23 protein-coding genes and 1 tRNA gene are annotated in these 23,698 nt (G+C 45.2%); 11 read left to right on the forward strand and 13 right to left on the reverse strand.

Going from position 1 to position 23,698, the window contains the following annotated elements; genetic code table 11:
• The first annotated feature begins 248 nt into the window (after window positions 1-248).
• Together fosX and ACO0KY_RS18960 are read left to right on the forward strand one after the other, a co-directional pair.
• On the forward strand, window positions 249-653 hold the full coding sequence (gene fosX / locus ACO0KY_RS18955; protein WP_423048701.1) for a FosX/FosE/FosI family fosfomycin resistance hydrolase: 405 nt from the start codon (window positions 249-251) through the stop codon (window positions 651-653).
• Window positions 654-885: 232 nt separating this feature from the next.
• The gene (locus ACO0KY_RS18960) at window positions 886-1,476 is read left to right on the forward strand and encodes a hypothetical protein (protein WP_423048703.1); all 591 of its coding nucleotides are present in this window, start codon (window positions 886-888) and stop codon (window positions 1,474-1,476) included.
• Window positions 1,477-1,699: 223 nt separating this feature from the next.
• Here the strand turns inward: ACO0KY_RS18960 and ACO0KY_RS18965 are convergent, their stop codons facing one another.
• On the reverse strand, window positions 1,700-2,038 hold the full coding sequence (locus ACO0KY_RS18965; protein WP_423048705.1) for a hypothetical protein: 339 nt from the start codon (window positions 2,036-2,038) through the stop codon (window positions 1,700-1,702).
• A 422-nt stretch (window positions 2,039-2,460) separates the two neighbouring features.
• On the opposite strand from ACO0KY_RS18965, the gene ACO0KY_RS18970 reads away from it, so the two are divergent.
• The 4 genes from ACO0KY_RS18970 to ACO0KY_RS18985 all read left to right on the forward strand — a co-directional run bounded on the left by ACO0KY_RS18970 (window position 2,461) and on the right by ACO0KY_RS18985 (window position 4,361).
• Window positions 2,461-2,616, forward strand: coding sequence for a hypothetical protein (locus ACO0KY_RS18970; protein ID WP_423048707.1), 156 nt, complete (start codon window positions 2,461-2,463; stop codon window positions 2,614-2,616).
• 132 nt (window positions 2,617-2,748) lie between these two features.
• The gene (locus ACO0KY_RS18975; RefSeq protein WP_423048709.1) at window positions 2,749-3,069 is read left to right on the forward strand and encodes a DUF6678 family protein; all 321 of its coding nucleotides are present in this window, start codon (window positions 2,749-2,751) and stop codon (window positions 3,067-3,069) included.
• 124 nt (window positions 3,070-3,193) lie between these two features.
• The gene (locus ACO0KY_RS18980) at window positions 3,194-3,736 is read left to right on the forward strand and encodes an HNH endonuclease (RefSeq protein WP_423048711.1); all 543 of its coding nucleotides are present in this window, start codon (window positions 3,194-3,196) and stop codon (window positions 3,734-3,736) included.
• Window positions 3,737-3,809: 73 nt separating this feature from the next.
• A complete protein-coding gene (locus ACO0KY_RS18985; RefSeq protein ID WP_423048713.1) occupies window positions 3,810-4,361 on the forward strand; it encodes a hypothetical protein in 552 nt (183 codons plus the stop codon).
• Window positions 4,362-4,466: 105 nt separating this feature from the next.
• Here the strand turns inward: ACO0KY_RS18985 and ACO0KY_RS18990 are convergent, their stop codons facing one another.
• Window positions 4,467-5,093: a tyrosine-type recombinase/integrase gene (locus tag ACO0KY_RS18990; RefSeq protein WP_423048715.1), complete on the reverse strand. Its 627-nt coding sequence runs from the start codon at window positions 5,091-5,093 to the stop codon at window positions 4,467-4,469.
• Between the two features lie 236 nt (window positions 5,094-5,329).
• On the opposite strand from ACO0KY_RS18990, the gene ACO0KY_RS18995 reads away from it, so the two are divergent.
• Window positions 5,330-5,626: a hypothetical protein gene (locus ACO0KY_RS18995; RefSeq protein WP_423048717.1), complete on the forward strand. Its 297-nt coding sequence runs from the start codon at window positions 5,330-5,332 to the stop codon at window positions 5,624-5,626.
• Between the two features lie 1,395 nt (window positions 5,627-7,021).
• On the opposite strand, the gene ACO0KY_RS19000 is transcribed toward ACO0KY_RS18995, so the two are convergent.
• The 9 genes from ACO0KY_RS19000 to ACO0KY_RS19040 form a co-directional block, all read right to left on the reverse strand.
• Window positions 7,022-8,281, reverse strand: coding sequence for a tyrosine-type recombinase/integrase (locus tag ACO0KY_RS19000; RefSeq protein ID WP_423048719.1), 1,260 nt, complete (start codon window positions 8,279-8,281; stop codon window positions 7,022-7,024).
• Between the two features lie 164 nt (window positions 8,282-8,445).
• Window positions 8,446-8,535: transfer RNA gene (locus ACO0KY_RS19005), tRNA-Ser, on the reverse strand.
• Window positions 8,536-8,588: 53 nt separating this feature from the next.
• Window positions 8,589-10,664, reverse strand: a complete 2,076-nt coding sequence (locus ACO0KY_RS19010; protein ID WP_423048721.1) for a putative bifunctional diguanylate cyclase/phosphodiesterase — start codon at window positions 10,662-10,664, stop codon at window positions 8,589-8,591.
• Window positions 10,613-11,803, reverse strand: a complete 1,191-nt coding sequence (locus ACO0KY_RS19015) for an EAL and HDOD domain-containing protein (RefSeq protein ID WP_423048723.1) — start codon at window positions 11,801-11,803, stop codon at window positions 10,613-10,615. Before ACO0KY_RS19015 ends, ACO0KY_RS19010 begins: the two co-directional genes overlap by 52 nt.
• A 287-nt stretch (window positions 11,804-12,090) precedes the next feature.
• Entirely contained in the window at window positions 12,091-13,362 is a 1,272-nt protein-coding gene (hemW, locus tag ACO0KY_RS19020; protein WP_423048725.1) for a radical SAM family heme chaperone HemW, read from the reverse strand.
• A gap of 9 nt (window positions 13,363-13,371) precedes the next feature.
• A complete protein-coding gene (rdgB, locus tag ACO0KY_RS19025; RefSeq protein WP_186910786.1) occupies window positions 13,372-13,956 on the reverse strand; it encodes an RdgB/HAM1 family non-canonical purine NTP pyrophosphatase in 585 nt (194 codons plus the stop codon).
• A gap of 11 nt (window positions 13,957-13,967) precedes the next feature.
• On the reverse strand, window positions 13,968-14,705 hold the full coding sequence (rph, locus tag ACO0KY_RS19030) for a ribonuclease PH (protein WP_186910785.1): 738 nt from the start codon (window positions 14,703-14,705) through the stop codon (window positions 13,968-13,970).
• Between the two features lie 4 nt (window positions 14,706-14,709).
• The gene (locus tag ACO0KY_RS19035; RefSeq protein ID WP_186910784.1) at window positions 14,710-15,651 is read right to left on the reverse strand and encodes a PP2C family protein-serine/threonine phosphatase; all 942 of its coding nucleotides are present in this window, start codon (window positions 15,649-15,651) and stop codon (window positions 14,710-14,712) included.
• A 145-nt stretch (window positions 15,652-15,796) separates the two neighbouring features.
• Complete coding sequence (locus ACO0KY_RS19040) at window positions 15,797-16,807, reverse strand: serine/threonine protein kinase (protein WP_423048729.1); 1,011 nt, start codon at window positions 16,805-16,807, stop codon at window positions 15,797-15,799.
• A 151-nt stretch (window positions 16,808-16,958) separates the two neighbouring features.
• Here ACO0KY_RS19040 and ACO0KY_RS19045 point away from each other — a divergent pair, with 151 nt between their 5' ends.
• From ACO0KY_RS19045 to ACO0KY_RS19060, 4 genes are all read left to right on the forward strand, one after another.
• Window positions 16,959-17,861, forward strand: a complete 903-nt coding sequence (locus tag ACO0KY_RS19045; RefSeq protein WP_423048735.1) for a YicC/YloC family endoribonuclease — start codon at window positions 16,959-16,961, stop codon at window positions 17,859-17,861.
• 133 nt (window positions 17,862-17,994) lie between these two features.
• Window positions 17,995-18,639, forward strand: a complete 645-nt coding sequence (gene gmk / locus ACO0KY_RS19050; protein ID WP_423048731.1) for a guanylate kinase — start codon at window positions 17,995-17,997, stop codon at window positions 18,637-18,639.
• A 33-nt stretch (window positions 18,640-18,672) separates the two neighbouring features.
• Window positions 18,673-18,876, forward strand: coding sequence for a DNA-directed RNA polymerase subunit omega (rpoZ, locus tag ACO0KY_RS19055; protein ID WP_186910781.1), 204 nt, complete (start codon window positions 18,673-18,675; stop codon window positions 18,874-18,876).
• Window positions 18,877-18,923: 47 nt separating this feature from the next.
• The gene (locus ACO0KY_RS19060; protein ID WP_186910780.1) at window positions 18,924-21,257 is read left to right on the forward strand and encodes a RelA/SpoT family protein; all 2,334 of its coding nucleotides are present in this window, start codon (window positions 18,924-18,926) and stop codon (window positions 21,255-21,257) included.
• A 110-nt stretch (window positions 21,258-21,367) separates the two neighbouring features.
• Here the strand turns inward: ACO0KY_RS19060 and rimO are convergent, their stop codons facing one another.
• Both rimO and phaR read right to left on the reverse strand, forming a co-directional pair.
• Entirely contained in the window at window positions 21,368-22,750 is a 1,383-nt protein-coding gene (gene rimO, locus ACO0KY_RS19065) for a 30S ribosomal protein S12 methylthiotransferase RimO (protein WP_423048733.1), read from the reverse strand.
• Window positions 22,751-22,882: 132 nt separating this feature from the next.
• Window positions 22,883-23,440 (reverse strand): polyhydroxyalkanoate synthesis repressor PhaR, encoded by a 558-nt coding sequence (gene phaR, locus ACO0KY_RS19070; RefSeq protein WP_186910778.1) that lies wholly within the window; start codon window positions 23,438-23,440, stop codon window positions 22,883-22,885.
• Window positions 23,441-23,698 lie beyond the last annotated feature (258 nt).

The following is a 23,698-nucleotide window of genomic DNA, read 5'->3' on the forward strand; positions in this document are numbered from 1 at the left end:
TGTACAGTTGTCGCTACGTGTTTATCTGCCGTAGCCACTTTTATCGGGTTTCTCGGCTATCTTAAGATTGATAAACCTAGACCACGAAAAAGGTTAATTGAGGTGTTGGTAATTGGAAGCATTTTGGCCGCCGCAGGCGGAACTTGTTTAACGCTTATTTAGGCCACTAACGGCACAAACGAGACAGTCGTAATCTGCCCTAAGAATCCTTTTTACAAAGTTAAATTTGAAATTTGGCAGCAATAAATATGAAAATCGAGGCGATCAGTCACATCACTTTCATCGTTCGAGATTTGGAACGTATGAGTAATTTTCTTTGCAATGGTTTGGGTGCGACAGAGGTGTATGACAGCAAGGTGAGAAATTTTTCTCTATCCAGAGAGAAATTTTTTGTACTTGGCGGAACATGGATAGCTGCTATGGAAGGAGTTTCTCCAGATGAGCGGACATATCAGCACGTTGCATTTAAGGTTTCACCGGAGGATTTGCCTAGGTTTGAGAATAGACTTCGTGATTTAGGCGTCGAAATGAAATCGAAAAGAAATCGGGTTGAGGGTGAAGGTGAATCACTTTACTTTTATGATTTCGATAATCACCTTTTTGAGCTTCACACTGGTACGCTCGAGCAAAGGTTACATAGATATGCCGAGTAATTTCGAGTTTGGCAATGGGTTCGTTGACCAGATGCGGCACAAACTTGCGGTCACAATGAAAACCAAACTTTTGCAATTGAATGATGAATTACAAAAGTGCCAATGATTCCGAGTCCCGTCGCAGTAATTAGCTACACTGGAATTAAATTAGTCGGATATGTAGATTTACACCGATACGGAAATAATAAGCAAGGTTGAATATTGAATACAGATATTTCGGGAGAACTTAAGATTGATTAACTCAGTCGAAAATCGGCACAATGAAGGCGCATTTGAGAAAACTCAACTGACAGAAGTGTCATCTAAAGATAGCCTCTTTTGTTGGGCATTTTGGACACTGATAGCAACCATCTTTGGATTCATATTTGTTATGCCGTTTATTGGTTTGCTTGTGCTTTTATTTTTTCCATTTTGTTTCATCTCAGCCGTCTGTTCGATTGTTGGGTTATTTCGAGCCATTAGAAGCTTTAAATGGCACCGTGCGGCCGCAATGGCATTAAATTTGGTATTTATCCTTTCATTTTTCATTTTGCCGGAATTAATAGCATCACCATTGGGACGTGCTTCAGATATCGTGCATCTCATCAGTCAAAAACGAGCCATCGATTCTAATTTACGAATCCATCCTTCCAAACGACCAGTTTTTGTAGCTGACTGGGGTATATGGGCGACTCAAAATGCTTTCGTGATTTATGATGAAAGTGGTCGAATTGCTTTACCGGAAAGCGACCCAATGTGGACTAATGACGACATGGAACTTGTGCGATATTGCGCAGGTCATGTGGCTCCGATTATCAATCACTATTTTCGATGCGACCCTTGATACCTGTTTGGAATGGCCGCAATGTAGGGGATTGACCATCTCCAATGAGCACAATCCAGGCAGTCGCAGTAGAACATCAACAACCGCAATCCGCAGTTACCGGCCATCCACTCTCGAGTCAATAGAAATCGCTTTTTTTTGCCAATCGATGATCTATTTGGCACGGGAATGGGTAGCTTATTTTAAACGCCAATCGCTGGCACTTCTGATGCCAATACTCAATTTAGAGCTTTTTAGCTTGAAACATACCGACCGAAAATCCTTTTCTCCGCATTGAACGCCCTGCCCTTTCTCCAAGCAAAAACATTGGAATCAAATTAACTATTGGCACCAATGACAAAACCAGGAACACAGCTCTCGCTAACTTCGACATTTCTAGAGCGAAAATTAAGCGCATCGAGCCTACCACTCCAAAAATGAATAATACAAGGACAACCAAAGGGGCGACGATCGTTTTATCGACCTGAAATGTCAACATCGCAAGCCAGAAAAACAAGCACATATTCACGATCTTTCGGCCTGATGCGAGGACTAATAATTGCTGTGAGGAGGTTTGATGCATAGCAAAATGAAAGAAACCGCTTTTAAACGGTAAGTTTGGAATAATCTGAAAAGATTGTCATAGTAACCTCAAAACTATCCTTATTTTAACCTTCGGCTAAAATAAAGTAGGCCTCGGGAAAAGGGTAGCCAAGGTAACCTCATTTTAAAAACATAGCATAACTCATTAATATATAAAGGTTTTTCATCACTTTTAAAAAGGTAACTTTTCGGTAATCTCAAGGTAATCTGGTTACCTTTTAAAACAGTAATTTCTTCTAAAATCTATTCTTAATGAAATCAATGACTTAGATAAAAATTACCTTTCTGGTTACCAAAGATTACCTTTTAAAGGTAACTATCAAACCTATTTAAAATCAAAGACTTAGCTCAATAAAATCGAACAGGTTACCGAGGTTACCCTTTTCCCGAGGCCACCCTCAAATGACAAACATTCCCATTCACCACCAACCACCAGCAATACCCGTTTTTGCTGCGTCAAACTGCGTCAGTTTTTATGCCTACTCACTGGCACGCAAAGCCAATACGGGCGCGGGTCTCACTGGTGACGCAGATTTGAGTCAAAACCGACCTATTTAGCCCGCAGGCGTGGTGGGGGGATGACTGCGCGCCGAGGGGAAAATGATTGTAGATTGTATATTTATCAAGCTACAATGCAACATATCACTTGGTCACAGAACGGCCAAATCCGGACCTTAACTTTTTAAGACAATGAATCAACTCGCTGGCCTCGCCAATAACACTAAATGGAAAGAGCTTCAGGCTCTGATGTCGGGGCTGGGAAGTAATGCGCCATTCTGGCGCAGAAGGTCAACCAACGGCTATGTATATCCGCCGCAAGGATGGGATGGCGATTGGACGTATCACTTTCGCTTAGGCGAATACAAATATATTGAGTGGTGTGAGATGTCGCCACGTGATGCTGAGTGCGCATTAGACTTAGACGGAATCATCGCGGCGTGTAAAGAAATCGGATTTGAGTTTGAACAGCTTACTGACTCAGTGAAGATAATCGGCTACCGCAGATTCTAGGTAGACGCGTTTGGCAGAGACCGGCCACGAGCAGTCATGCTGAACTTCGCAGAATCGCGTCCATTTCCATGGCGCCGAGCTGAATATCGAACGTTTTAAAAGTGAATTAAGGAATGCCATTACCATGACTAGAGATTCATTGCCAGCCGCACTCAAAAGAGCAATTCTTGTGGAGGCAGGCCATCGATGTGCTATTCCCACTTGCCGCACGACGACAACTGAAATAGCACACATCGTGCCATGGGCAGAGGTGCATGAGCATAAGTTCGAAAATCTCATTGCCCTATGCCCGAATTGCCATACACGCTTCGACCAAAAGGGCGAAATTGACCGCAAATCCATGCGCATGTACAAGCATAACCTTGGCGTCTTGAATAATCGCTACGGAGAGACAGAACGACGACTTTTCGCTGCGCTGGCCCGCAGCAAAGAGCGGCTTTTTGTCTTGGGCGTAGCGGGAGATTTGGCGGTTGCTAATGCGGTACAGGACGGTCTCTTTGAAGATAAGAAAGTCGAAGGGATAGGTTTCGACGTTCAATCTAGTGAGGGTTGGAAGAAGAGCTTCCCGCTTACTTTTACGTTCTGGGTTACAGACGCCGGAGTTGATTTTGTTCGCCGCTATGCCGAGGGTTTGGACCTGCCTGGAGATGATGGGGCGGAGAGGTGAACTTCCCCTCACGGCCAAGAGCGGACTTCCGAGACCAATAACTAGTTATTTGAGAGCAGCTCTGTAATTTCATATGAATCGAATTGAGTTTACAAACCTGCCGACGCGCCTAATTTTTGGCTTTGGTTGGGGCTTAGGTGGCTTCTTATCTGCAGCTGGAAGCTTTCTCGTACCAAACATTCCAGCAGGGTTGTTGTGTTTTTATTTTTTTATTTCTTGGATTTTGTGGATAAGATGTGCGTTCCTTAATGCTCCCAAACACAAGATACAACTACTTGTCGCTTTATGGCTGTTGATAGATTTATCTATTCTGCTGACATTTATTTCAGTTGCAACATCACTTGGTGATGTTGGAAATTCGCAAGGAGCAGAAATGGTTTGGGGCATTACATACTTGCCTTCAATTCTCCCCGCGGGCCTACTCATCAACATATTTGGTATCAGTGACTCCCATTTCCTTGATTTCATTAGCACCTATTGTGTAAATTACTTCGGGAAAGCTTACGGACATATGATAGAAACGTGGATAGGATTTTCGCTTATATCAATCCTACAATGTACCCTCATTATGCTGTTGGTATCGACTTGTCGGCGTGGATTTCGAAACCATGCCATCAACCCGTAAGGAGCATGCGCCATGTCTTGTGTACCTGAATTTCGCGAGTAAGATGAACGACACATTCAGGAAAAGGCTATGACTGCTAAGGAGCGGCTAGCACCGCCCCTACCTTTAGGCATCAGTCTGCTCGGCCATTTCAAGCGCATCGTCGACCTCAATGCCAAGATATCGTACGGTACTTTCCAATCGGGTGTGGCCAAGCAATAGTTGTACGGCACGCAGATTTTTTGTGCGCCTATAAATGAGGGTTGGCTTCGTCCTACGCATCGTATGCGTACTGTATGCCGTCGGGTCTAGTCCGATTTCATCGAACCACTGATGAACTATGCGTGCGTACTGCCTGGTCGAAATGTGCGGTGATTCTGAAATTCGACTAGGGAATAGAAAGTCACCGTGACGCAGCGCTGCGGCTGCTATCCAGCCCTCGACGCTACGCCTCGTGCCTGCGGTTAGTTCGAATTGGACAGGTTGCTTCGTTTTTTGCTGCATTATGCTGGCCCGGCTCGCAACATGCCCGCCGTGGCACACATCATTGACACGCAGTTTAACCAAATCGCAGCCACGCAATTTGCTGTCGATGGCCAAATTGAAGAGCGCTAAGTCACGCACTTTGCCAAAAATTTCCAAGCGAACGCGAATTGCCCAGATTTCGCTTATACGCAATGGTGCTTTTTGGCCAATCAACTTGCCTTTGTTCCACGGAGTGGGCCTGTCAGAATGCTCGGTTTGAATGTTCATGATACACCTCCCAGGTTGAGGCTTTACTATGCGCTGGAGTCGTACAAATTGCATTCAATTAAAAAATGTTGTAACCGGCATACTTTATATTTGAGCAACATGGTATCCTTTGCATTAGCCGAGTGCGGCCAAGAGCGGACGGTCATGTCGCCTATACTATTTAGTTGTTAAACAATTTTATTATTTCAACGAAAAATGAACATCGATGGTACTGGCTTAAGTTTCCAAACAAGATGATGACTAAAGACAAAGATTTGTTTATGCAAGAAAAAAAATATGACCTGGCAATTGGAGCGTTTGTGTTGCTCGCCTTTATCGGGTTAACGTTATACCGTTTTGGGCTAAGCATTTTAATTTGGTCAATTTGGCTTTTGTTTTATGGCGCAGCGGTGATTCGTTTATGGGGCAGTAATTCTAAAAAGCAGCGAATTTTAGCTGCGCTTTTAATGCCCGCCCTTTTAATATTTAGTCGACCAGCCAAGAAGTTTCGGTTATCTGATAAATCAATTGAGATACCAAAGAACGACAATTAAATGATAACGTAAAGCGGATATTGAAGGCTCGTAAAGCTAGGAATACAAAATCCTGGAGGGGTAAATGTTGGAGCATTTTTAAATTTTGGTTCAACAAAACCTGAAAGAATTTAGCAATAGCGACCTCAGCCAAGGGCGAATGCAACCCGAAAATCAGTGTACTCGTAAGAGAATCGGCCGGAAGCACCCGCCCTACGCGACTGAAGTCGATTACCTGTCTTACGGCGTCTGACGGCCAAGAGCTGTCACTTACAATTATTTAGATCAATCCGCGCTCTGACGTCGGGCGTTTGCTAAACAAGTGCTGATTGTGGCAACAACGAGTAAAAGACAAACCGTGATTTCTATATTTTCGCGTCTCTATAAATGGCTCGCAGCAAATTCCTACGCTGAGTTTGCCGAGGTTAGGGCCTTTCCTCATGAACTCGCAGTAGTGTCACGAGCCACCGTCGTTAGACTCTCTAGCGGACAAAAGCATCCGCCGTCGTCGGACACATTTCAAGTCAATTTGAGGGGTGAGGCGCTTAGCATACCCTACCGCGTGTACTACGACAAAGAGCAACTGATTAAATGTATTGGATGTCGTGGGCCTGAGCAAATCGTTGCGCTTTGTCTCGGTAGTCGGCATTGTGATGGGTACATGCGCGAAAAATGTGTCAAAGAACTCCTCCTGCGAGATGAGTACTGGGTAGTCCCTTTCATTGTTCAACTTCTTGGTGAGTACGTAGTAGAAATCACCGTTCATATTGAGAAATTTCTACAGAGGGCAGATGATAATGAATACACAAATTTTCTTCACGAGAATACCAAATATTTTGAGAAGCTAGAACGTCGTGCCATAAGTTATTGGAACGAATATTACCGTCAACAATATCCTAAGTTGGACGAATATCCGGCCACTAGAGCAATCCGCACATTGAAGCGGCGGCACATTGCCAGTCGGTAGCAGATTTCATCTCACATTTCCCATGGTATTTTGAATGACAGCTTTGGGGCGCAAGCTGTCACTGGTCCATCAGACACTTTGTGTCGGATCAAGTATGAACTACCACACCTAAATTTTTAGGCGAATAAAAGTTAAACACTTTACAAATTCGAATTCTGAAAACTCGCTTTACTTTTCTCTCTGACCAACAACAAAGCAAAAGGCCGCATATAGCGGCCTCTTCATTTGGTGAATCTTTCAGCTTGTTAGCGTCTAGAGCACATATCCCAACGAAGGAAAAGCCTTCGCGAATTCTAATAGATTGGGATATGTGCTCTAGCCGGAACTCCCTGCCCCCTCCATATTAAATGAACGCAAGTCTATATCTGTCCTAGCTATAGCTTTCAAGCTAGAGCCTAATTTATATATCAACCTACCAGTCAGTATTTAACGTTTTAAGTATCGTGAACTCAAGCTGCGCGCGTAAAGTCCCCTATCACGACATTCCCACGTTCAATCTGCTCCAAGTAGTCTGCAAAATGCTGCATCATCTTTTTACGTTCATCCAAAAAATCCTCGCGGTCATATGAGCCGCCATAGGCTTCACCAGACGCATGGGATAGCTGGCGCTCAATGCGGTCGATTGGGTAGCCGAGGGTTTTCAATGTACCCTTTGCAAGTGCCCTGAAGCCGTGCCCAGTCATTTCGCCGCCATAGCCCATACGCTTTAACGCCTGCAAGATCATCCCATTACTGAGCGGCTTCTCGTGATCCCGACGATTAGGAAAGAGGTATTTGCTACCGCCAGTATATTGATGCAACTCACGCAGCAGTTCCCAGCCTTGTCGTGGCAAGAAAGGATGATGATCAACCATGCGCGGGGACAGTCGCTTCTTACCCATCTTCATACGCTGCCAAGGGATGACCCATTGTTCGTTATCTAGGTCAATCTCGCTCCACGGCGTTTCGATAAGCTCGCTAGTACGAACAAAGGTCAGTAGCATGAGGCGTAAGCCGATACGATTTGGCGGGTACATACGCCCTTCATTTTTAGTGATGGCCTTTAGTAAGTCAGGTAATCCTGCGACCTTGATGGCGGCATGATGGCCTTTCACACGCGGCTTCAGCTCCGTCTTCAGCGCAGCGATGGGGTCATACTCCATCAAACCCTTGACTGTCGCGTATTTGAAGATGGAACTAGCAAGCGAGGCCAAACGCCTTGTAATCTCTAAAGCGCCCCGCTTCTCGATCTGCTGCAATACGTCTAGCATCAAGGGCGTCTTGATCGTACTAATCGGTAACTTGCCAATGTAGGGGAACAAATCGCGCTCAAGAGAGCGCATGTTCTGCACTGAGGTCTGAGGCTGCCAAGAGCTTTCAGTTTTCCGTTGATGCCATTCACGAGCGATTTTCTCAAAGGTATTGACTGAGGTGGCATTAGCAACATGCCGTTTCTGATCACGGTCTTTAGCTGGGTCAATACCAGCATCCAACAATTTGCGAGCAGCCAGAGTCTTCTCACGCGCATCCTTGAGAGTCACAACTGGATAGACGCCCAGCGCCAGCGTCTTTTGCTTGGTATCAAAACGATAAGCGAGACGCCAGTATTTGTTGCCATCTGGATTTACCAGCAGATGCAGGCCACCGCCATCGCTTAATTTGTAAGGTTTATCTTGAGGTTTGGCGTTTTTGACTTTGATGTCATTGAGCGGTGTAGCGAGTTTAGGCATTTTGTTGGTATCTATTTTGTTGGTATTTAATGTACCAACAAGATTACCAACAAAAAGTTTGGATGCCAATGGACACTAAAAAGCATTAGGAAACAAAAAACCCGCGTATTCACTAGGAAATCGCGGGTTATTTGTACAAACTTGGACAACTTTAAACATGTTCTTGGCGGAAGGTGTGAGATTCGAACTCACGAAGGCTATAACACCTCGCCAGTTTTCAAGACTGGTGCATTCAACCGCTCTGCCAACCTTCCAAGCCTGCTATTATAGCTGGAGTTGCCTGGACGAACAAGTGCTTCGGCTCAATTCACGCAAAAAATGGCTTATTTAACAGGTTTGGTATTTCTGTGGCCTCAACTGGGCGTGAGAAAAGGTAACCCTGGATTTCATTACAGCCTGCGTTTTGAAGAAAATCGAGTTGTTCCTGGGTTTCTACACCTTCAGCGACGACTTTTAATTTCAATTGATGGGCCATCATGATGATCGCTCTTGCTATTGCACAGTCATTAGAGTCGTCCGGAATGCCTTGCACAAATGAGCGATCGATTTTCAACGAAGAAATGGGAAATCGCTTTAAGTAGGAAAGACTAGAATAGCCAGTCCCAAAGTCGTCAAGGGCAAGACTCACTCCTAGCCCAACAACTTGTTGCATAATGGAAATCACATTTTCAACATTTTGCATGAGCATACTTTCGGTAATTTCCAATTCCAACCACTGAGCAGAAATTTGATGCTTTTTGAGCGCGGCATCGATTTTTGCGGGTAGTGCCTCGGTAAAATCTTTGGCGGATAAATTGATGGCGACTTTAAACATCGGCACCCCTTGCCATTGCCACTGCTTTGCCTGTTTACATGCAGCATCCAGCACCCATGAATCGACTTGTTGTATCAAACCAGATTCTTCAGCAACGCCAATAAAGCCCACGGGCGGAATCAAACCTCGCTCGGGATGGTTCCAGCGTAATAAGGCTTCTACACTAACAAGACGTTTAGTGCGGATATCAATTTTTGGTTGATACTGTAGAAAAAATTCTTCTGCGAGCAATGCTTTACGAATTGCTGACTCGAAAAAAAGTTTTTCTGCAATATGAACGTTGATGTCCTGGTCATAAAACGCAAATCCACCGATTTGGCTATCGCCAATTTTTTTTGCCTGGTACATCGCTATATCCGCACATTGCAAAAGTGCCTCCGCGTCCCTACCGTCATTGGGAAAAATACTAATACCTATACTCGCCGAGATGCGCAGTTCATGGCCGCCAACGTAGAACGCCTCTTGCAAGCTTTCGATAATTTTTTGTGCAACGGCGCTGGCGTCAGAGTGCGTGGCAATCTCTGGCAAGGCAATCGCGAATTCGTCACTACCAAGGCGTGCGATGATATCTTGATCGCGAAGCGCTAGAACCAGTCGTTGTGCGACCAAGTTCAAAAGTGCATCACCTACCCGATGCCCAAGCATGTCGTTGATGGGTTTAAAACGATTTAAGTCAATAAACAACAGGGCTGCATTCACCTGCTTGCGCTGAGCAATTTGCAAAGTTTGGTCAGCAAGTTGTTTAAAAAGGCTGCGATTCGGAAGATTTGTCAGCCCATCAAAATAAGCCAACTGATTGATCTTTTTTTCTGCTTCTTTGCGATGGGTAATATCACTAAGATAGCCCACAATTCCCGCTGGTTGCCCGTCAACACCAGTAATGATGGACAAAGTTAAACTCGCCCAAAATACCTCTCCAGACTTTTTTCGACGCCGCACTTCCATTTCCTGCGCACCGTTGGTCAAAAAGGCGTTCAGGATATCCATGTCCTGGCTTTGATCAATTTCTTCGTCGTCATATAAAAACAAAATGTTTTTACCGAGCACTTCATGTGCGGCGTAACCAAACATTTTTTCAGCGCCACGATTCCAACTTAGAATGAACCCGGCCAGATCCATGATAATGACAGATTCATGAATCTGATCCAGAATTTGCGTTTGCAGCATGTGCTCGCGCACACTCAAGGCATGTTGCTGCTCGAGCTTGGTACGCAACGCAAACAGCCGTGCAGTCATGCCAGCGATGTAATTTAATTTTTGTAAATCAGATTCGGTGTAGCGCCCCTCCTTTCCAGTCAGGAGATAGAAAGTATCCGCTGATACCTGGCAACATAAATTGTTTTGACAAACTTCTTGTTGCGAACAATTGCGCTCAAAACTAAGATGCGCATCATCAAAAGCATTTCTGATCAGGTAATTAATTTGCTGATCAAGCGCCTCTTCTTGTAAGCCGAATATCGCCTCACTCAAGGAAACACCTAAATCAACATCACGTAAATCAGAAACGATAGGCATCGTCACGCGTCCCGACAAACCTGATTTACCCAACCATAGGCTTGCACCAAACATTCCTCAAATACCCCGACATCAATTTCTGCACGATGCAAAGCGCTCTCAACTTCTGCGCTATTTGTTCTGTCTGACAATTCAACCAAATGCAACAAAACGCCGAGCTGACCTGTTCTTTGCAACAGGGCATCCAGGATGTCATCGTTCAAAGTCAGCGGTTGTAAAACGTCGGCGAGATTACTACCGAAAAGCTTATCAAGCAACGAAAACATACCGACCATAAACGCGGCATCTTGTTCATCTTTATTTCCGCCTCGCTTTTGGCAAAGTCGCTCCATCATGCTGGCTCGAAATGCTGCCCTAGTCATTAAAGGATTTAACGCTCCAGCATTTTGTTCTGGACGTGTATAAAGCAATAACTGCAACCAACGCTGTAATTGTCTGCGCCCAAGCAAAGTAATCGCCTGACCAAAACTGGAAACCCGTACGGTTTGAGCGAAGGCAGCAGAGCTCACCAGCTTAAACAACATAAAAGACAGACTTGGATCTTGCTTAAATAATTCCTCTAATTCAGACGAATCGGCATCACGTGAAACCAAGCCCAACAGTTTTAATAAGCGGGTGCGGGCAGAACTGTCCGCCGATCTATTAGACACTGGCGGATTAAATGCATAATCGCCTGACAGTATTTTAAACCCCGATTGCAGCGCTTGCTCAAGCACCACAGTGTCAGGGATATTTTTCGCCCAATGCTGGCCGCTACTCAGCTTGGCAGTCCAAGATTTGGCATAAAACGGCAATCCCGCTTTAGCATCCATTGCAAAGTATTTTGTGTCGCCCCAGGCTAATTCTAATGAAGATACAAAATTATCAGCGACAATGCGAAAACCATTACTGGAAAAATGCTTCAGCCGACTTTGATTTTCTTTATTTGCACACGCTGTTTCAGGTATGCACAAACAGATGCGGTGTGCTGGCAAACGTGTATGCAGATCAACCGGAATTAATTGCGGATCGGGAAACGAAATCAGCCAAAAATTCTGGCTTAACTTATCGAAAAACTCGCTCTCTTTCCAGGACTGCAAAATTTCAATGATTTCGATTGTTGGCAATGCGCCAAAATCAGGTTGTATTGCGACTAATCGTTGAAGTGCGTTCATGACTGGCATGAACGTAGGGAAACCTGAATCTCGAATCATAAATACTTTATTTCTTATTTTACAAGTGACGACGGCGTGACATTTTTTCCGGCTATTGCAACGGAATGTATCGTATTGAGACGGGGATTACAATCACTTCAATCGAAAATCCTCTTGATACCCGCTGACTGAGGAAGCTCAATTTGCCAACACTTTTTTACTTCATTCATTAAAGGCAACTAATTCACCGCACCAACGCCAAACTAACATCGAATTTTCATGTAAGACCAGCATTATTTTAGTGAGTAATAAGAGGTCATAAATTGGCGTCGCACGTTCTGAACGAGCTATTCAGAGTCTGGCAAGAAAATTTCCTGCAGATCATTCAAAAATAACTTACCCATTGCTGTGGGCACAATCGTTTGATGATCGCGTTGCAAAAGTCCTTTTTTCTCGGCAAGTAACAATTCTTTTTCGATAGAATTAATGATCAAACCGGTACGTTCTTGAAAAAGATTAACTGGAAAGCCTTGATTCAGACGCAGTGCATTGAGCATGAATTCGAATGGTAAATCTTTCACATCAATTTCAATGGACTCTTGTGCAGCATTGCCAGCCATACTTGCCTCAATAAACGCTTTGGGCTGTTTGAATCTTGCTTGGCGGATAATACGGTGCGGGAACGACAGCTTTGAATGTGCACCGGCGCCGATACCAATATAATCGCCAAAGGTCCAGTAGTTCTGGTTATGGCGCGATTCACGCCCCGTTTGCGCATAGGCCGACACTTCGTAATTGCGATAGCCTGCGGCTTCCATCCGACGGTGAATCAGCTCCTGCATTTCCGTGCTGAGATCATCATCAGGAATCGCTGGTGGAAACTTTGCAAAATACGTGTTTGGCTCTAAGGTCAAATGATACAGAGATAAATGTGGCGGCGAAAATGACAATGCCGTTTCAACGTCATCACGCACTTGATCCAGAGTTTGTCCAGGCAAAGCGAACATCAAATCGAGATTAAAATTATCAAAATGCGTTCGCGCAATATCGATTGCACGTCTCGCCTCTTCTCCGTCATGGATACGGCCAAGTGCCGCGAGATGTTGAGAATTAAAACTTTGAATGCCGATAGAAAGACGATTAATTCCACTTTGTTTATACGAGCGGAATTTTTCCATCTCAAAAGTACCGGGATTGGCTTCCATGGTAATTTCAGCCGCGCCGTCGATGGGAAGCAAAGTACGAATATCTGACAGCAGACGATCAAGTCCCGCTGCAGACATCAGGCTAGGTGTGCCACCACCAATAAAGACTGAGTATATTTTTCTGCCCCAAATCAATGGCAATGATGCCTCTAAATCCGCGCGCAGAGCCTTTAAATAGGCGTCTTCATCAAAACTGCCCTTGACCTCGTGCGAATTAAAATCGCAATACGGGCACTTTTTGACGCACCATGGGAAGTGGATATACAAAGCCAGAGGCGGCAAGGCAGTCAGATTTAAACGACCGGGGGCCAGATATTTGCTCGCAACATCTTGTGGGATATGCGATAAATCCGGAGGTTCTTTCGCTCCGGTAACGGTCTTAGAATTAACAGGAATTGGCTTAATCGGAATCATTGCTACGTATTAACTCAACTTTTCTACTAATGCACGCAAGGCTTGCCCACGATGCGACATCTGGTTTTTCTCTGCGGAATCTAATTCAGCCACTGTTTTTTGCAAAGCGGATATCCAAAAGTGAGGGTCATAGCCGAAGCCGTTTTCACCCCGCGGCTGATCGATAATCTCACCCTTCCACATACCGTCAGCTATCACAGGTTGTGGATCATCGGCGGAGCGCACCAGAACTAACACGCAGTAATAGTACGCCGATTTATCAGCCATGTTTTCAAGTGCTGCGACGAGCTTTTGATTATTTCGCACATCGGACTTTGGCTCACCAGCAAAACGCGCAGAGAGCACGCCAGGCGCACCACCAAGCGCATTGACGCAGATACCAGAGTCATCCGCCAAGGCGGGCAGACCCGTGATGCGCGAGGCATGCCTCGCTTTTGTCAGTGCATTTTCTACAAAACTATGAAACGGCTCATCCGCTTCCGGAACCTCAAACTCAGATTGCGCATGCAAACTGATATCCAGAGGTGCCAGTATCTGGCGAAACTCTTTGAGTTTGCCTTGATTATTCGAGGCCAAAACAATTTTCTGAGTCATGGTCATTTTACTCAGGCTTCCAACAATCCAAGTACTTGCTTTTGTAATGCGATCAGATCGCTAATACCATCTGCTGCCAGATCCAGTAATTGGTTCATGGTCTGACGATCAAATGCTACGCCCTCTGCGGTTCCTTGGACTTCCACAAAATGACCATCTTCGGTCATAACCACATTCATGTCCGTATCACAAGCAGAGTCTTCCGGGTAGTCGAGGTCCAATACTGGAAAACCTTGATAAACGCCGACCGAAATCGCGGCAACAAAGTGTTTTACAGGCACCCGATCGATCACGCCCTTATTGACCAATTGACTAAACGCATCATAAGCAGCAACCATTGCCCCAGAAATAGAGGCTGTTCGTGTTCCACCATCAGCCTGAATAACGTCGCAGTCGATGTGCAAAGTGCGCTCACCGAATGCCTCGAGATCGAAAGCTGCGCGTAAAGAGCGACCAATCAGACGTTGGATCTCTTGCGTTCTTCCAGATTGCTTGCCTTTAGCTGCTTCACGATCCATGCGCGTATGGGTAGAACGCGGCAACATGCCGTATTCCGCAGTCATCCAGCCCTGCCCTTTACCTTTTAAAAAGCCTGGTACTTTATCTTCAATACTGGCAGTACAAATCACGCGGGTATCACCGAACTCGATTAATACCGAACCCTCAGCATGCTTGGTGAAGTGGCGACTAATAACCACCGGGCGCAGCGCATCCGCTGCGCGACCGCTAGGGCGTTGAATATTTGACATAAATTTAATTTTTAGTAGTGATACGGGATGATTTGTGAATCGCATTGCGAATTTCCGCAATCGCTTTTTCAATTTCCGCGTCGTTGAAAATATCTTGTTCTACGCTTTCAGCAATGACATCGGCATCAATTGGAGCCTGAATCGTCGTAGTAATTGAGCCAATTGGCAAGGTATTGGTAGAAATAACGGATGAATCATCGAGGTGATCATCGCCTTCCCACATCATCGCCAACGCAGTAGTGTTGTCGCTATGTTTGCCAGCAATGTTGACCGCAGAGCGGATCAACTCTGGAATAGCACGAACTATCGTATGCTCATGTAATCGCTGCGCAAGCATATGATCTGGCAACATAGACCAGAATCCGTCTGAACACAGCAAAATAATATCGCCAGGTTGCAATGCTGCACGACGTGAGAGTTCCACAATCGGCGAATTTGGCGCGCCCAAACAATTAAAAAGCTTGTTTCGATCAGGATGGGTATGACGCTCAGCAGGATCAACTTTGCCTTGTGCAATCAAGGTTTCTAAGCGCGAGTGATCCTTGGTGCGCAGCAATATCTGCCCTTGTCGCATCCAGTACAAACGCGAATCACCACAATGCGCCCAATACGCGTAACCGTTCTGAATCAAACATGCGACGATAGTGGTACGCGGTGTTTCAGGTAAATTATTAATATTACGGTAACGATGGATTTCTTGATGGGCAGCTAAAAAACTGTCTTCCAGAAAACGTTCAGGACGCCCTACCAGCGGGTGTGCCTGCTGCTGAAATAGGGAACCGATCGTTTGCATAGCAATGGCGGCTGCCATCTCGCCCATGATATGCCCTCCCATACCATCAGCCAATAGTAGCAAAATCGCATCACGGGTAAAGCTATACCCCATGCGATCTTGATTGACCTTACGGCCACCGATATGACTTTCTTGATAGACGGAAAAACGCATGAACTATTCAGCTTTAAAATTTATAAAATAAAATCGGATAGGAAAAACATATCCCAACAATACACGGACAATGTCGCTACAGCAACGTATCAAAGCACCGCAATCTCTACAATTAAGCCATCAAGGCATAAAATTAACAAACTAATTAATTCTGCGTATTTTCCTGAATTGTCGTGTGGTCACTGACTGCTAAATTGTCTTTTCTGGAAAATAAATTCGAAATTTTTATTTTGGCTTTTTCAAACATCGTCAACTCTGGCTGTGGCTGAGCCTTGGTAGCGAGCGCTTTCTGCAAAGCGAAGACACTTTGCGGACGTTCCAGCGGATCCAATTTCAAACACCAGCGCACAACTTCAATCAGCTCTGCGGAATACGTTCCTTCGAGCTTTCTGTAATGCGACTCCATTTTATCGTTGATGCTGCGTTGGTCAGACGGCTGTGGCGGCGCGCCAATCATACAGGCAAAAATCGATGCCCCGATACTATAGATATCTGTCCAAGGACCCAGGTTGCCGTTCTTCTGATATAGTTCAGGAGCGGCAAAACCAGGCGTGTACATAGGATACAACTTCGGAATATCCGTTTTCAACGTCTGACGTGCAGCGCCAAAATCCAATAAGATCGGTGTGCCGTCAAGACGAAGATAGATATTCGCTGGCTTCAAATCAAGATGTAGTAATTTATTAGTGTGAACCTCACGCAAGCCATTCATCACCTGATTAAACATGCGGCGAATAAAGCGCTCTGACACCAAAGGTTTTTCGCCTTTATCGCGTCGTCTTAAAATGTGTTCCTGCAAAGAACGTCCCGATTCATAGGCCATGACCATGTACACGGTTTCATTGGCGCGAAAAAAATTAACGACGCTAACAACATTGGGATGAGAAATGCGTGCCAAAGCCCGCCCTTCTTCAAAAAAACACTTCAAACCAATACGATAAATTGGTAAATTCTCATTTGAAATAGCTGGCACCAGTTCGCCCTGTTGCCGTAAGGCCAGGGAACTAGGTAAATATTCCTTTATTGCAACAGCATTTCCATCTTCATCTGATGCCAGATATACGATACTGAAGCCACCAGACGCAATTTTCTTTACAATGCGATATCCGGCAATTTCCAGTCCATCTGGCAACGGGGCGTTATTTTGTGCAGCCATTGATCTTCCAATCCTTTATACAGAAGTGATTGTGTTGATAATTGAGGTATTTGTAAAGAATATCCTGCTTTAGAACAACTTATTCCTCTCTTTTGTGCCAACAGTACCAACGAGCACTACCTAAAAAGGATCTACCTTGAGTATTTACAGCATGACTGGTTACGCGACCAGCACCCAAGAAACAGAAGCCGGAACGATAACGATAGAGATAAAAAGCGTCAATTCCCGCTTTCTCGATCTGCAATTTCGCATCAATGACGACTTTCGTTCGGTTGAATCGCTTTTTCGCGACGCCATTTCGAGAAAAATCGTCCGCGGAAAAGTTGAATGTCGCTTCAGTTTCGGAAAAAAAACCACTGAAAACAATAGTAAAGCGCTTAACTCGAAATTACTTGATCAATTAGCATTTTTTCAGAATCAGTTACTTAACCAATTCCCCCAAGCGAATCCCCTTACTGCCAATGAATTATTGCGCTGGCCAGGGGTCATTGAAGAGGCAGAGATTAATGCTGAAAGTCTACAGACAAGTATAGTCTCCACGATCAATAACACCTTAGATGCTTTTGTCATCAGTCGCGAACGCGAGGGCGCAGCATTGGCACAAGTGCTCATTAGCTGCGTTACAGCAATGGAAGAAATTGTTGAAAAAATCAAACCATTATTGCCACAAGTACTACAACAATTTCAACAAAAAGCAATTTCCCGGCTTGAAGAAGCCCTAGGCTTGACAACATCGACGACAGGCCCTAATAGCGGACAAACAGTCACGCGAGAAGAAGCGCTTGATAGAATCCGCCAAGAAGTGACCGTCTATGGCATCCGCATTGATATCGCCGAAGAACTCGCACGCTTATCCGCACACCTGACTGAGACGCGGCACATCATACAAAAAGGTGGACAAGTCGGAAAACGCCTTGATTTCATGATGCAAGAATTAAATCGCGAAGCCAACACATTGGGCTCCAAAGCAGCACTCAAGGAGTTAGCAGACGCATCGATGGACTTAAAATTATTGATAGAACAAATGAGAGAGCAAGTACAAAACCTTGAATAAGGTGTGACATTTGCTTATACTCCCGCGATATTTTTTTGCGAACGCGAATTTGCATTAGTTTTTGTCGCGACTAACACTTGTTTGCGATTTCGCAATTGACCATTGATACAATCAACCCGACAGAGGCCAGATAATGATACCCATTACTTCAACAGCAGGTAGTCTTTTCATCGTGGCAGCCCCATCCGGCGCAGGCAAATCAACCTTGGTGAACGCTCTGTTGGCCCAAGAACCACAGATAAAACTGTCAATTTCATACACAACGCGCCCGCCGCGTCCGGGCGAGCAAGATGGTCGTGAATATCATTTCACCAGCGCCGAAGATTTTTTAAAGAGAAAAGCACAGTCTGAATTTCTGGAGTCAGCCGAAGTACATGGAAATTATTATGGTACCTCACGCATTTTGATCGAACAGCAAATGCTCGCTGGTACTGACGTTTTGCTCGAAATTGACTGGCAAGGTGCGCAACAAGTACGCAAACAATTTCCAGGCGCAGTGGGAATTTTTATTCTGCCACCGTCAATTCCAGCACTAGAAGAGCGACTGAAAAAACGTGGGCAAGACGAACCGCACATCATTACGCGACGGATTTTGGCAGCGGGTGGCGAAATGGCGCACTCGCCAGAGTTCGAGTATGTTATTATTAACCAAGACTTTGCAACTGCGTTATCAGAACTGAACGCCATCGTCAAAGCAACGCGCTGCAGATTTACGCAGCAGGCAACACGCAATAGCGAACTGTTCGCCCAACTTGGCATTCATGCCAACCCCAATTAATTCACCATATTATTATTGTATTTAGGAAAAAACATGGCACGTATTACCATTGAAGATGCATTGAAACAGATACCTAACCGTTTTCAATTAACTTTGTGCGCAACTTACCGTGCACGTCAGTTATTGCAAGGTCACACACCAAAAGTCGAATCCAAAGACAAACCAACGGTAACGGCTTTGCGTGAAATCGCTCAAGGTAAAATTGGTATTGAGATGCTGAAAAAAGTCCCAGTGTAATTGGCATTGCGACCGAAGCATCAAATTCATCGGCCGGGAGTAGCAGAATGAGCGTCACAGAAACAAATTCATCTCTGAATTCACCCCAAGTTGCCACACCGGCTGAAACTACCCCCAACCTGCCTGCAAGTTCAACAGGCCAAACTGGTGCGACCAGCAAAAAAGTAAGCACAAAAAAACACCCACTGATCTCAGGCGAAGCGCATACGGCGCGCAGCCCACAGACGAACATTGGTGTAGCTTCAACCTCCGGACTGAGCGAGCGACTGGCTCAATACATGTCTCCGGGTGATCTCAAACTTGTTAAAGAAGCCTATCGTTTTTCTGACGAAATGCACCTGGGGCAGGTTCGCAAATCTGGCGAACCTTACATATCACATCCGATCGCTGTTGCAGAAATTTGCGCTGATTGGAAACTTGACGTCCAGGCCATCATGGCCGCTCTGCTGCATGACGTCATGGAAGACCAGGATGTAAAAAAAGAAGAATTAATAGAACGCTTCGGGGCACCTGTTGCAACGCTGGTCGATGGTTTATCTAAGTTAGAAAAAATCGAATTCCAAAGCCAGATCGAAGCACAAGCAGAAAATTTCCGCAAAATGTTGCTGGCGATGGCGCGCGACGTGCGAGTTATCTTGGTTAAATTGGCAGACCGTCTGCACAATATGCGCACTCTGGGCGTGATGCTACCCGAAAAGAAACGTCGGATTTCACGCGAAACTATGGACGTTTATGTGCCTATTGCACACCGTCTTGGTTTGAATAACATTTACCGTGAATTGCAGGATCTGGCTTTTTCACATTTATACCCTATGCGCTACCGCACCTTGTCTAAAGCGGTAAAAGCTGCACGCGGCAATCGCCGCGAGGTTGTGAACAAGATCTTGGAATCGGTCAAAGAAACACTCAAAGAAGCCGGCTTACAGGCCGAAGTTTACGGGCGTGAAAAAACGCTGTACGGCATTTATCGGAAAATGCACGATAAGCATCTGAGCTTTTCTCAGGTGCTCGACGTTTACGGCTTTAGAGTTGTGGTCGAAAATTTTCGCGAAAGCTATTACGCATTAGGTTCTTTACATGCGCTTTATAAGCCGATGCCCGGCAAGTTTAAAGATTACATTGCCATTCCTAAAACCAATGGTTACCAATCGCTACATACAACATTGATTGGACCCTACGGTACGCCAGTTGAATTCCAGATTCGCACACAAGACATGCATCGCGTAGCAGAGTCCGGCGTAGCAGCGCATTGGCTATATAAGAATGAAGAAGGAAGTCTCACCGATTTGCAGCAACGGACCCATGCGTGGCTTCAGTCCCTGCTCGATATCCAAAAGCAGACTGGCGATTCGGCTGAGTTTTTGGAACACGTTAAAGTTGATTTGTTCCCTGATTCAGTTTATGTTTTCACGCCCAAATCTAAAATCATTGCACTGCCACGCGGCGCAACTGCCTTGGATTTTGCTTACAATATTCATACAGATATCGGCGATCAGGCAATTGCAACACGTATTAATCACGAGCCAGTTCCATTACGCTCGGAATTAAAAAATGGCGATATTGTTGAGATCGTTACTTCACCTAATTCGCGCCCGACACCTAATTGGCTTTCGTATGTGCGTACTGGTAAGGCGCGTTCGGCAATCCGACATTATTTACGTACCATCAACCTCAACGAATCTACTGAGCTTGGCAAACAATTGTTGGCGCAGGCATTAGTAGCAGTGAGTCTCAATCCCGAACTTCCATCGTCACTGATAGATAAATTGCTCAATGAGTCCACCGCTAAAACGATGGATGAAATTTACACCGACATTGGTATTGGCAAGCGGATGGCGGCCTTGGTTGCAAGACACATCCTGGATCTGGTTGAGGACGACTCCTCCTCTATTCCGTTTCAGCAGTACGGCGACAAACATCATTACAAACCTGATCCAGTCATTATCTACGGCAGCGAAGGTTTATCAGTACAATTAGCCCCGTGCTGTATGCCTATCCCTGGTGATGGCATTGTTGGTCAATTAAAAAGAGATCAAGGCCTGGTGGTGCATACCGACGATTGCGAGCATGCCAAACGTCTCCATATCAAAGAGCCTGATCGTTGGATTGACGTAACCTGGGGTGATGAAGTCAATCGCAGTTTTGATACCCGCATTGCGGTCACGGTTACTAATGAGCGGGGAGCCTTAGCGCGCATCGCTGCCGAAATCGGCGAGTCAGAAGCAAATATCAGTCACGTTAATATGGAAGATGGCGATGCCAACGACATGACCCACATCCATTTCACCATTCAAGTAGAAGATCGTGCACATCTTGCAAGGATTATGCGCAACATTAAACATTTGAATGGCGTCAATCGTATTGCACGAGAACGCGGATAAATTTAGCCTGATTGGGTAGACCACATAAAAAAAGGAGAGCCCAGCTCTCCTTTTTTACGCAACCCGCAACCGTGAAACTGCTGCAGATACTTTACCAAGGAGCGACAGCATCAAACCGCCTCACCCCACAAATCATGCGCATCTGCTGCGGTAATACGAACATCAACAAACTCTCCAACCTTCAACTTGCGATGCGGCTCAAACGGTGGTTTAACGTACACAACACCGTCGATCTCAGGCGCGTCGGCGGAACTACGACCAACACCACCACTCCGGTCCAGGCTATCAATTAATACGCGCACAGTCTTGCCGATTTTTGCTTGCAGGCGTTGCTTTGAGATACCTTCCTGCAATTCCATAACGCGACGACGGCGATCTTCACGTACATGATCTGGTAACTGACCATCGATTTCATTGGCAGTAGCGCCCTCGACCGGAGAATAAGCAAAACAACCCAGACGATCGATTTGTGCTTCTTTCAAGAAGTCCAGCATGTATTCAAATTCTTCTTCAGTTTCACCAGGGAAGCCCGCAATAAAGGTGGAGCGAATCGTAATTTCCGGGCACATTTCGCGCCAGGCCTTGATGCGCTCGATGTTTTTCTCACCACTGGCCGGACGCTTCATGCGTTTCAAAACATCAGGATGCGCGTGCTGGAGTGGTACATCAAGGTATGGCAACACATGACCGTTGTTCATAAACGGGATGATCTGATCAACGTGTGGATATGGATAGACGTAATGCAAACGGACCCAAGCATCATATTGCTTAGCCAATTCACCCAAAGATTCGACCAATTGAGTCATATGGGTTTTTACAGGCTTACCGTTCCAGAAGCCCATACGGAACTTCACATCCACACCGTAGGCACTTGTATCCTGAGAAATCACCAACAATTCTTTGACACCCGCTTTAAACAAATTTTCTGCCTCCAGCATCACATCAGCGATAGGACGCGATACCAGATCGCCACGCATGGATGGGATAATGCAGAAACTACAACGATGATTGCAGCCCTCAGAAATTTTCAAGTAAGCATAATGCTTAGGTGTGAGCTTAACGCCTTGCGCAGGAACCAAATCGATGAAAGGCTCATGAGGCTTAGGCAAATGCTTATGTACTGCTGCCATGACTTCGCCCACCGCATGCGGGCCTGTCACTTCCAATACTTTAGGATGGATGGCATGAATCATGTCATTACCATCAGCATCTTTTTTAGCGCCAAGGCACCCTGTAACGATGACTTTGCCGTTTTCAGCAAGCGCCTCACCGATGGCGTCTAAAGACTCTTGCACCGCAGCATCAATAAAACCACAGGTGTTGACAATCACCAGATCGGCACCGTCATAAGATTTGGCGGTGTCATAACCTTCTGCGCGCAATTGCGTCAAAATTTGTTCGGAATCAACTAAAGCCTTAGGGCAACCGAGGGAGACAAATCCGACCTTCGGTGTAACGGCAGTTTCTTGGCGGCGTATTTCAGTAATAGACATAGAGGGTGCGTAAAAACAAAAAAGGTACAAAAGCGAATCCGCTATTGTACCCTTTGCTATGCAAGCTTGCCTCAGCTTCAGCGAATTTTCCTGAAAAATCAGCAGCTTAACTAAAATAGTCCGGCAAATAAATTACTTTTTATTCACATCATCCGGATTGAATGGAAATACATTGAAAATATTTTTTGCCTGGCTCTGCATTTGTTCTTGCATTTGTACAAACAGGTTTTTGCTTTGTTCGATGTAATTCCCCATCATCCCTTGCATCATAGGGCCCTGGACATTCATGAACTGCGTCCACATCTCAGGACTAAATGGTTTGCCCTCGTAAATGCCTTTAGAATTTTCTGCCAGCTTGTTTTGGATGTCGATAAACGCTTGAACGTTTTTCTCGAGGTAGTTTCCCATCATGCCCTGCATAGCATGACCGTAGTAGCGGATAATTTGAGACAAAACCACACTGGAAAACATCGGTGAACCACCCGCCTCTTCTTCCAGAATGATTTGCAATAAAATACTGCGCGTCAGATCATCGCCTGTTTTCGCGTCAATCACGGCAAAATCGTCATTATCCAGAACAAATTGTTTTACATCGACAAGCGTGATGTAGCTACTGGTCTGGGTGTCATACAAACGTCGATTTGGATATTTTTTAATCAAATGCTGCGTTGTTTTTTTTGCGCTATTCATTGAAATCTCAATTGATAACTTCTACATCTTGTTTTGGACTATTCGGATCCAAAACCCAGACTCATTCAGACAAACCATACATTTCAATTTTCTTGAAAATGCAGTAATTTGATTGTCCCCTTTTTTGCATTGCGTTAGTTTTTAACAGATTTCAAATAAAAATAATACGATCGTACTATTTTGAGTTATAGTAAAACCTGATTTGCGTACACCGCCATGTTTGATCACCGTCTTTATGTGTTTTTAGACTGACAAACA

The sequence above is a fragment of the Undibacterium sp. Dicai25W genome (assembly GCF_049340505.1).
In the GTDB taxonomy this organism is placed as follows: domain Bacteria; phylum Pseudomonadota; class Gammaproteobacteria; order Burkholderiales; family Burkholderiaceae_D; genus Undibacterium; species Undibacterium jejuense.

Bases quoted from the DNA above. Each gene is read 5' to 3' on its own strand.
- fosX (WP_423048701.1), top strand. From the start codon at position 249: ATGAAAATCGAGGCGATCAGTCACATCACTTTCATCGTTCGAGATTTG.
- ACO0KY_RS18965 (WP_423048705.1), bottom strand. From the start codon at position 2,038: ATGCATCAAACCTCCTCACAGCAATTATTAGTCCTCGCATCAGGCCGA.
- ACO0KY_RS18970 (WP_423048707.1), top strand. From the start codon at position 2,461: ATGACAAACATTCCCATTCACCACCAACCACCAGCAATACCCGTTTTT.
- ACO0KY_RS18975 (WP_423048709.1), top strand. From the start codon at position 2,749: ATGAATCAACTCGCTGGCCTCGCCAATAACACTAAATGGAAAGAGCTT.
- ACO0KY_RS18980 (WP_423048711.1), top strand. From the start codon at position 3,194: ATGACTAGAGATTCATTGCCAGCCGCACTCAAAAGAGCAATTCTTGTG.
- ACO0KY_RS18985 (WP_423048713.1), top strand. From the start codon at position 3,810: ATGAATCGAATTGAGTTTACAAACCTGCCGACGCGCCTAATTTTTGGC.
- ACO0KY_RS18990 (WP_423048715.1), bottom strand. From the start codon at position 5,093: ATGAACATTCAAACCGAGCATTCTGACAGGCCCACTCCGTGGAACAAA.
- ACO0KY_RS18995 (WP_423048717.1), top strand. From the start codon at position 5,330: ATGACTAAAGACAAAGATTTGTTTATGCAAGAAAAAAAATATGACCTG.
- ACO0KY_RS19000 (WP_423048719.1), bottom strand. From the start codon at position 8,281: ATGCCTAAACTCGCTACACCGCTCAATGACATCAAAGTCAAAAACGCC.
- ACO0KY_RS19010 (WP_423048721.1), bottom strand. From the start codon at position 10,664: ATGTTTGGTGCAAGCCTATGGTTGGGTAAATCAGGTTTGTCGGGACGC.
- ACO0KY_RS19015 (WP_423048723.1), bottom strand. From the start codon at position 11,803: ATGATTCGAGATTCAGGTTTCCCTACGTTCATGCCAGTCATGAACGCA.
- hemW (WP_423048725.1), bottom strand. From the start codon at position 13,362: ATGATTCCGATTAAGCCAATTCCTGTTAATTCTAAGACCGTTACCGGA.
- rdgB (WP_186910786.1), bottom strand. From the start codon at position 13,956: ATGACTCAGAAAATTGTTTTGGCCTCGAATAATCAAGGCAAACTCAAA.
- rph (WP_186910785.1), bottom strand. From the start codon at position 14,705: ATGTCAAATATTCAACGCCCTAGCGGTCGCGCAGCGGATGCGCTGCGC.
- ACO0KY_RS19035 (WP_186910784.1), bottom strand. From the start codon at position 15,651: ATGCGTTTTTCCGTCTATCAAGAAAGTCATATCGGTGGCCGTAAGGTC.
- ACO0KY_RS19040 (WP_423048729.1), bottom strand. From the start codon at position 16,807: ATGGCTGCACAAAATAACGCCCCGTTGCCAGATGGACTGGAAATTGCC.
- ACO0KY_RS19045 (WP_423048735.1), top strand. From the start codon at position 16,959: ATGACTGGTTACGCGACCAGCACCCAAGAAACAGAAGCCGGAACGATA.
- gmk (WP_423048731.1), top strand. From the start codon at position 17,995: ATGATACCCATTACTTCAACAGCAGGTAGTCTTTTCATCGTGGCAGCC.
- rpoZ (WP_186910781.1), top strand. From the start codon at position 18,673: ATGGCACGTATTACCATTGAAGATGCATTGAAACAGATACCTAACCGT.
- ACO0KY_RS19060 (WP_186910780.1), top strand. From the start codon at position 18,924: ATGAGCGTCACAGAAACAAATTCATCTCTGAATTCACCCCAAGTTGCC.
- rimO (WP_423048733.1), bottom strand. From the start codon at position 22,750: ATGTCTATTACTGAAATACGCCGCCAAGAAACTGCCGTTACACCGAAG.
- phaR (WP_186910778.1), bottom strand. From the start codon at position 23,440: ATGAATAGCGCAAAAAAAACAACGCAGCATTTGATTAAAAAATATCCA.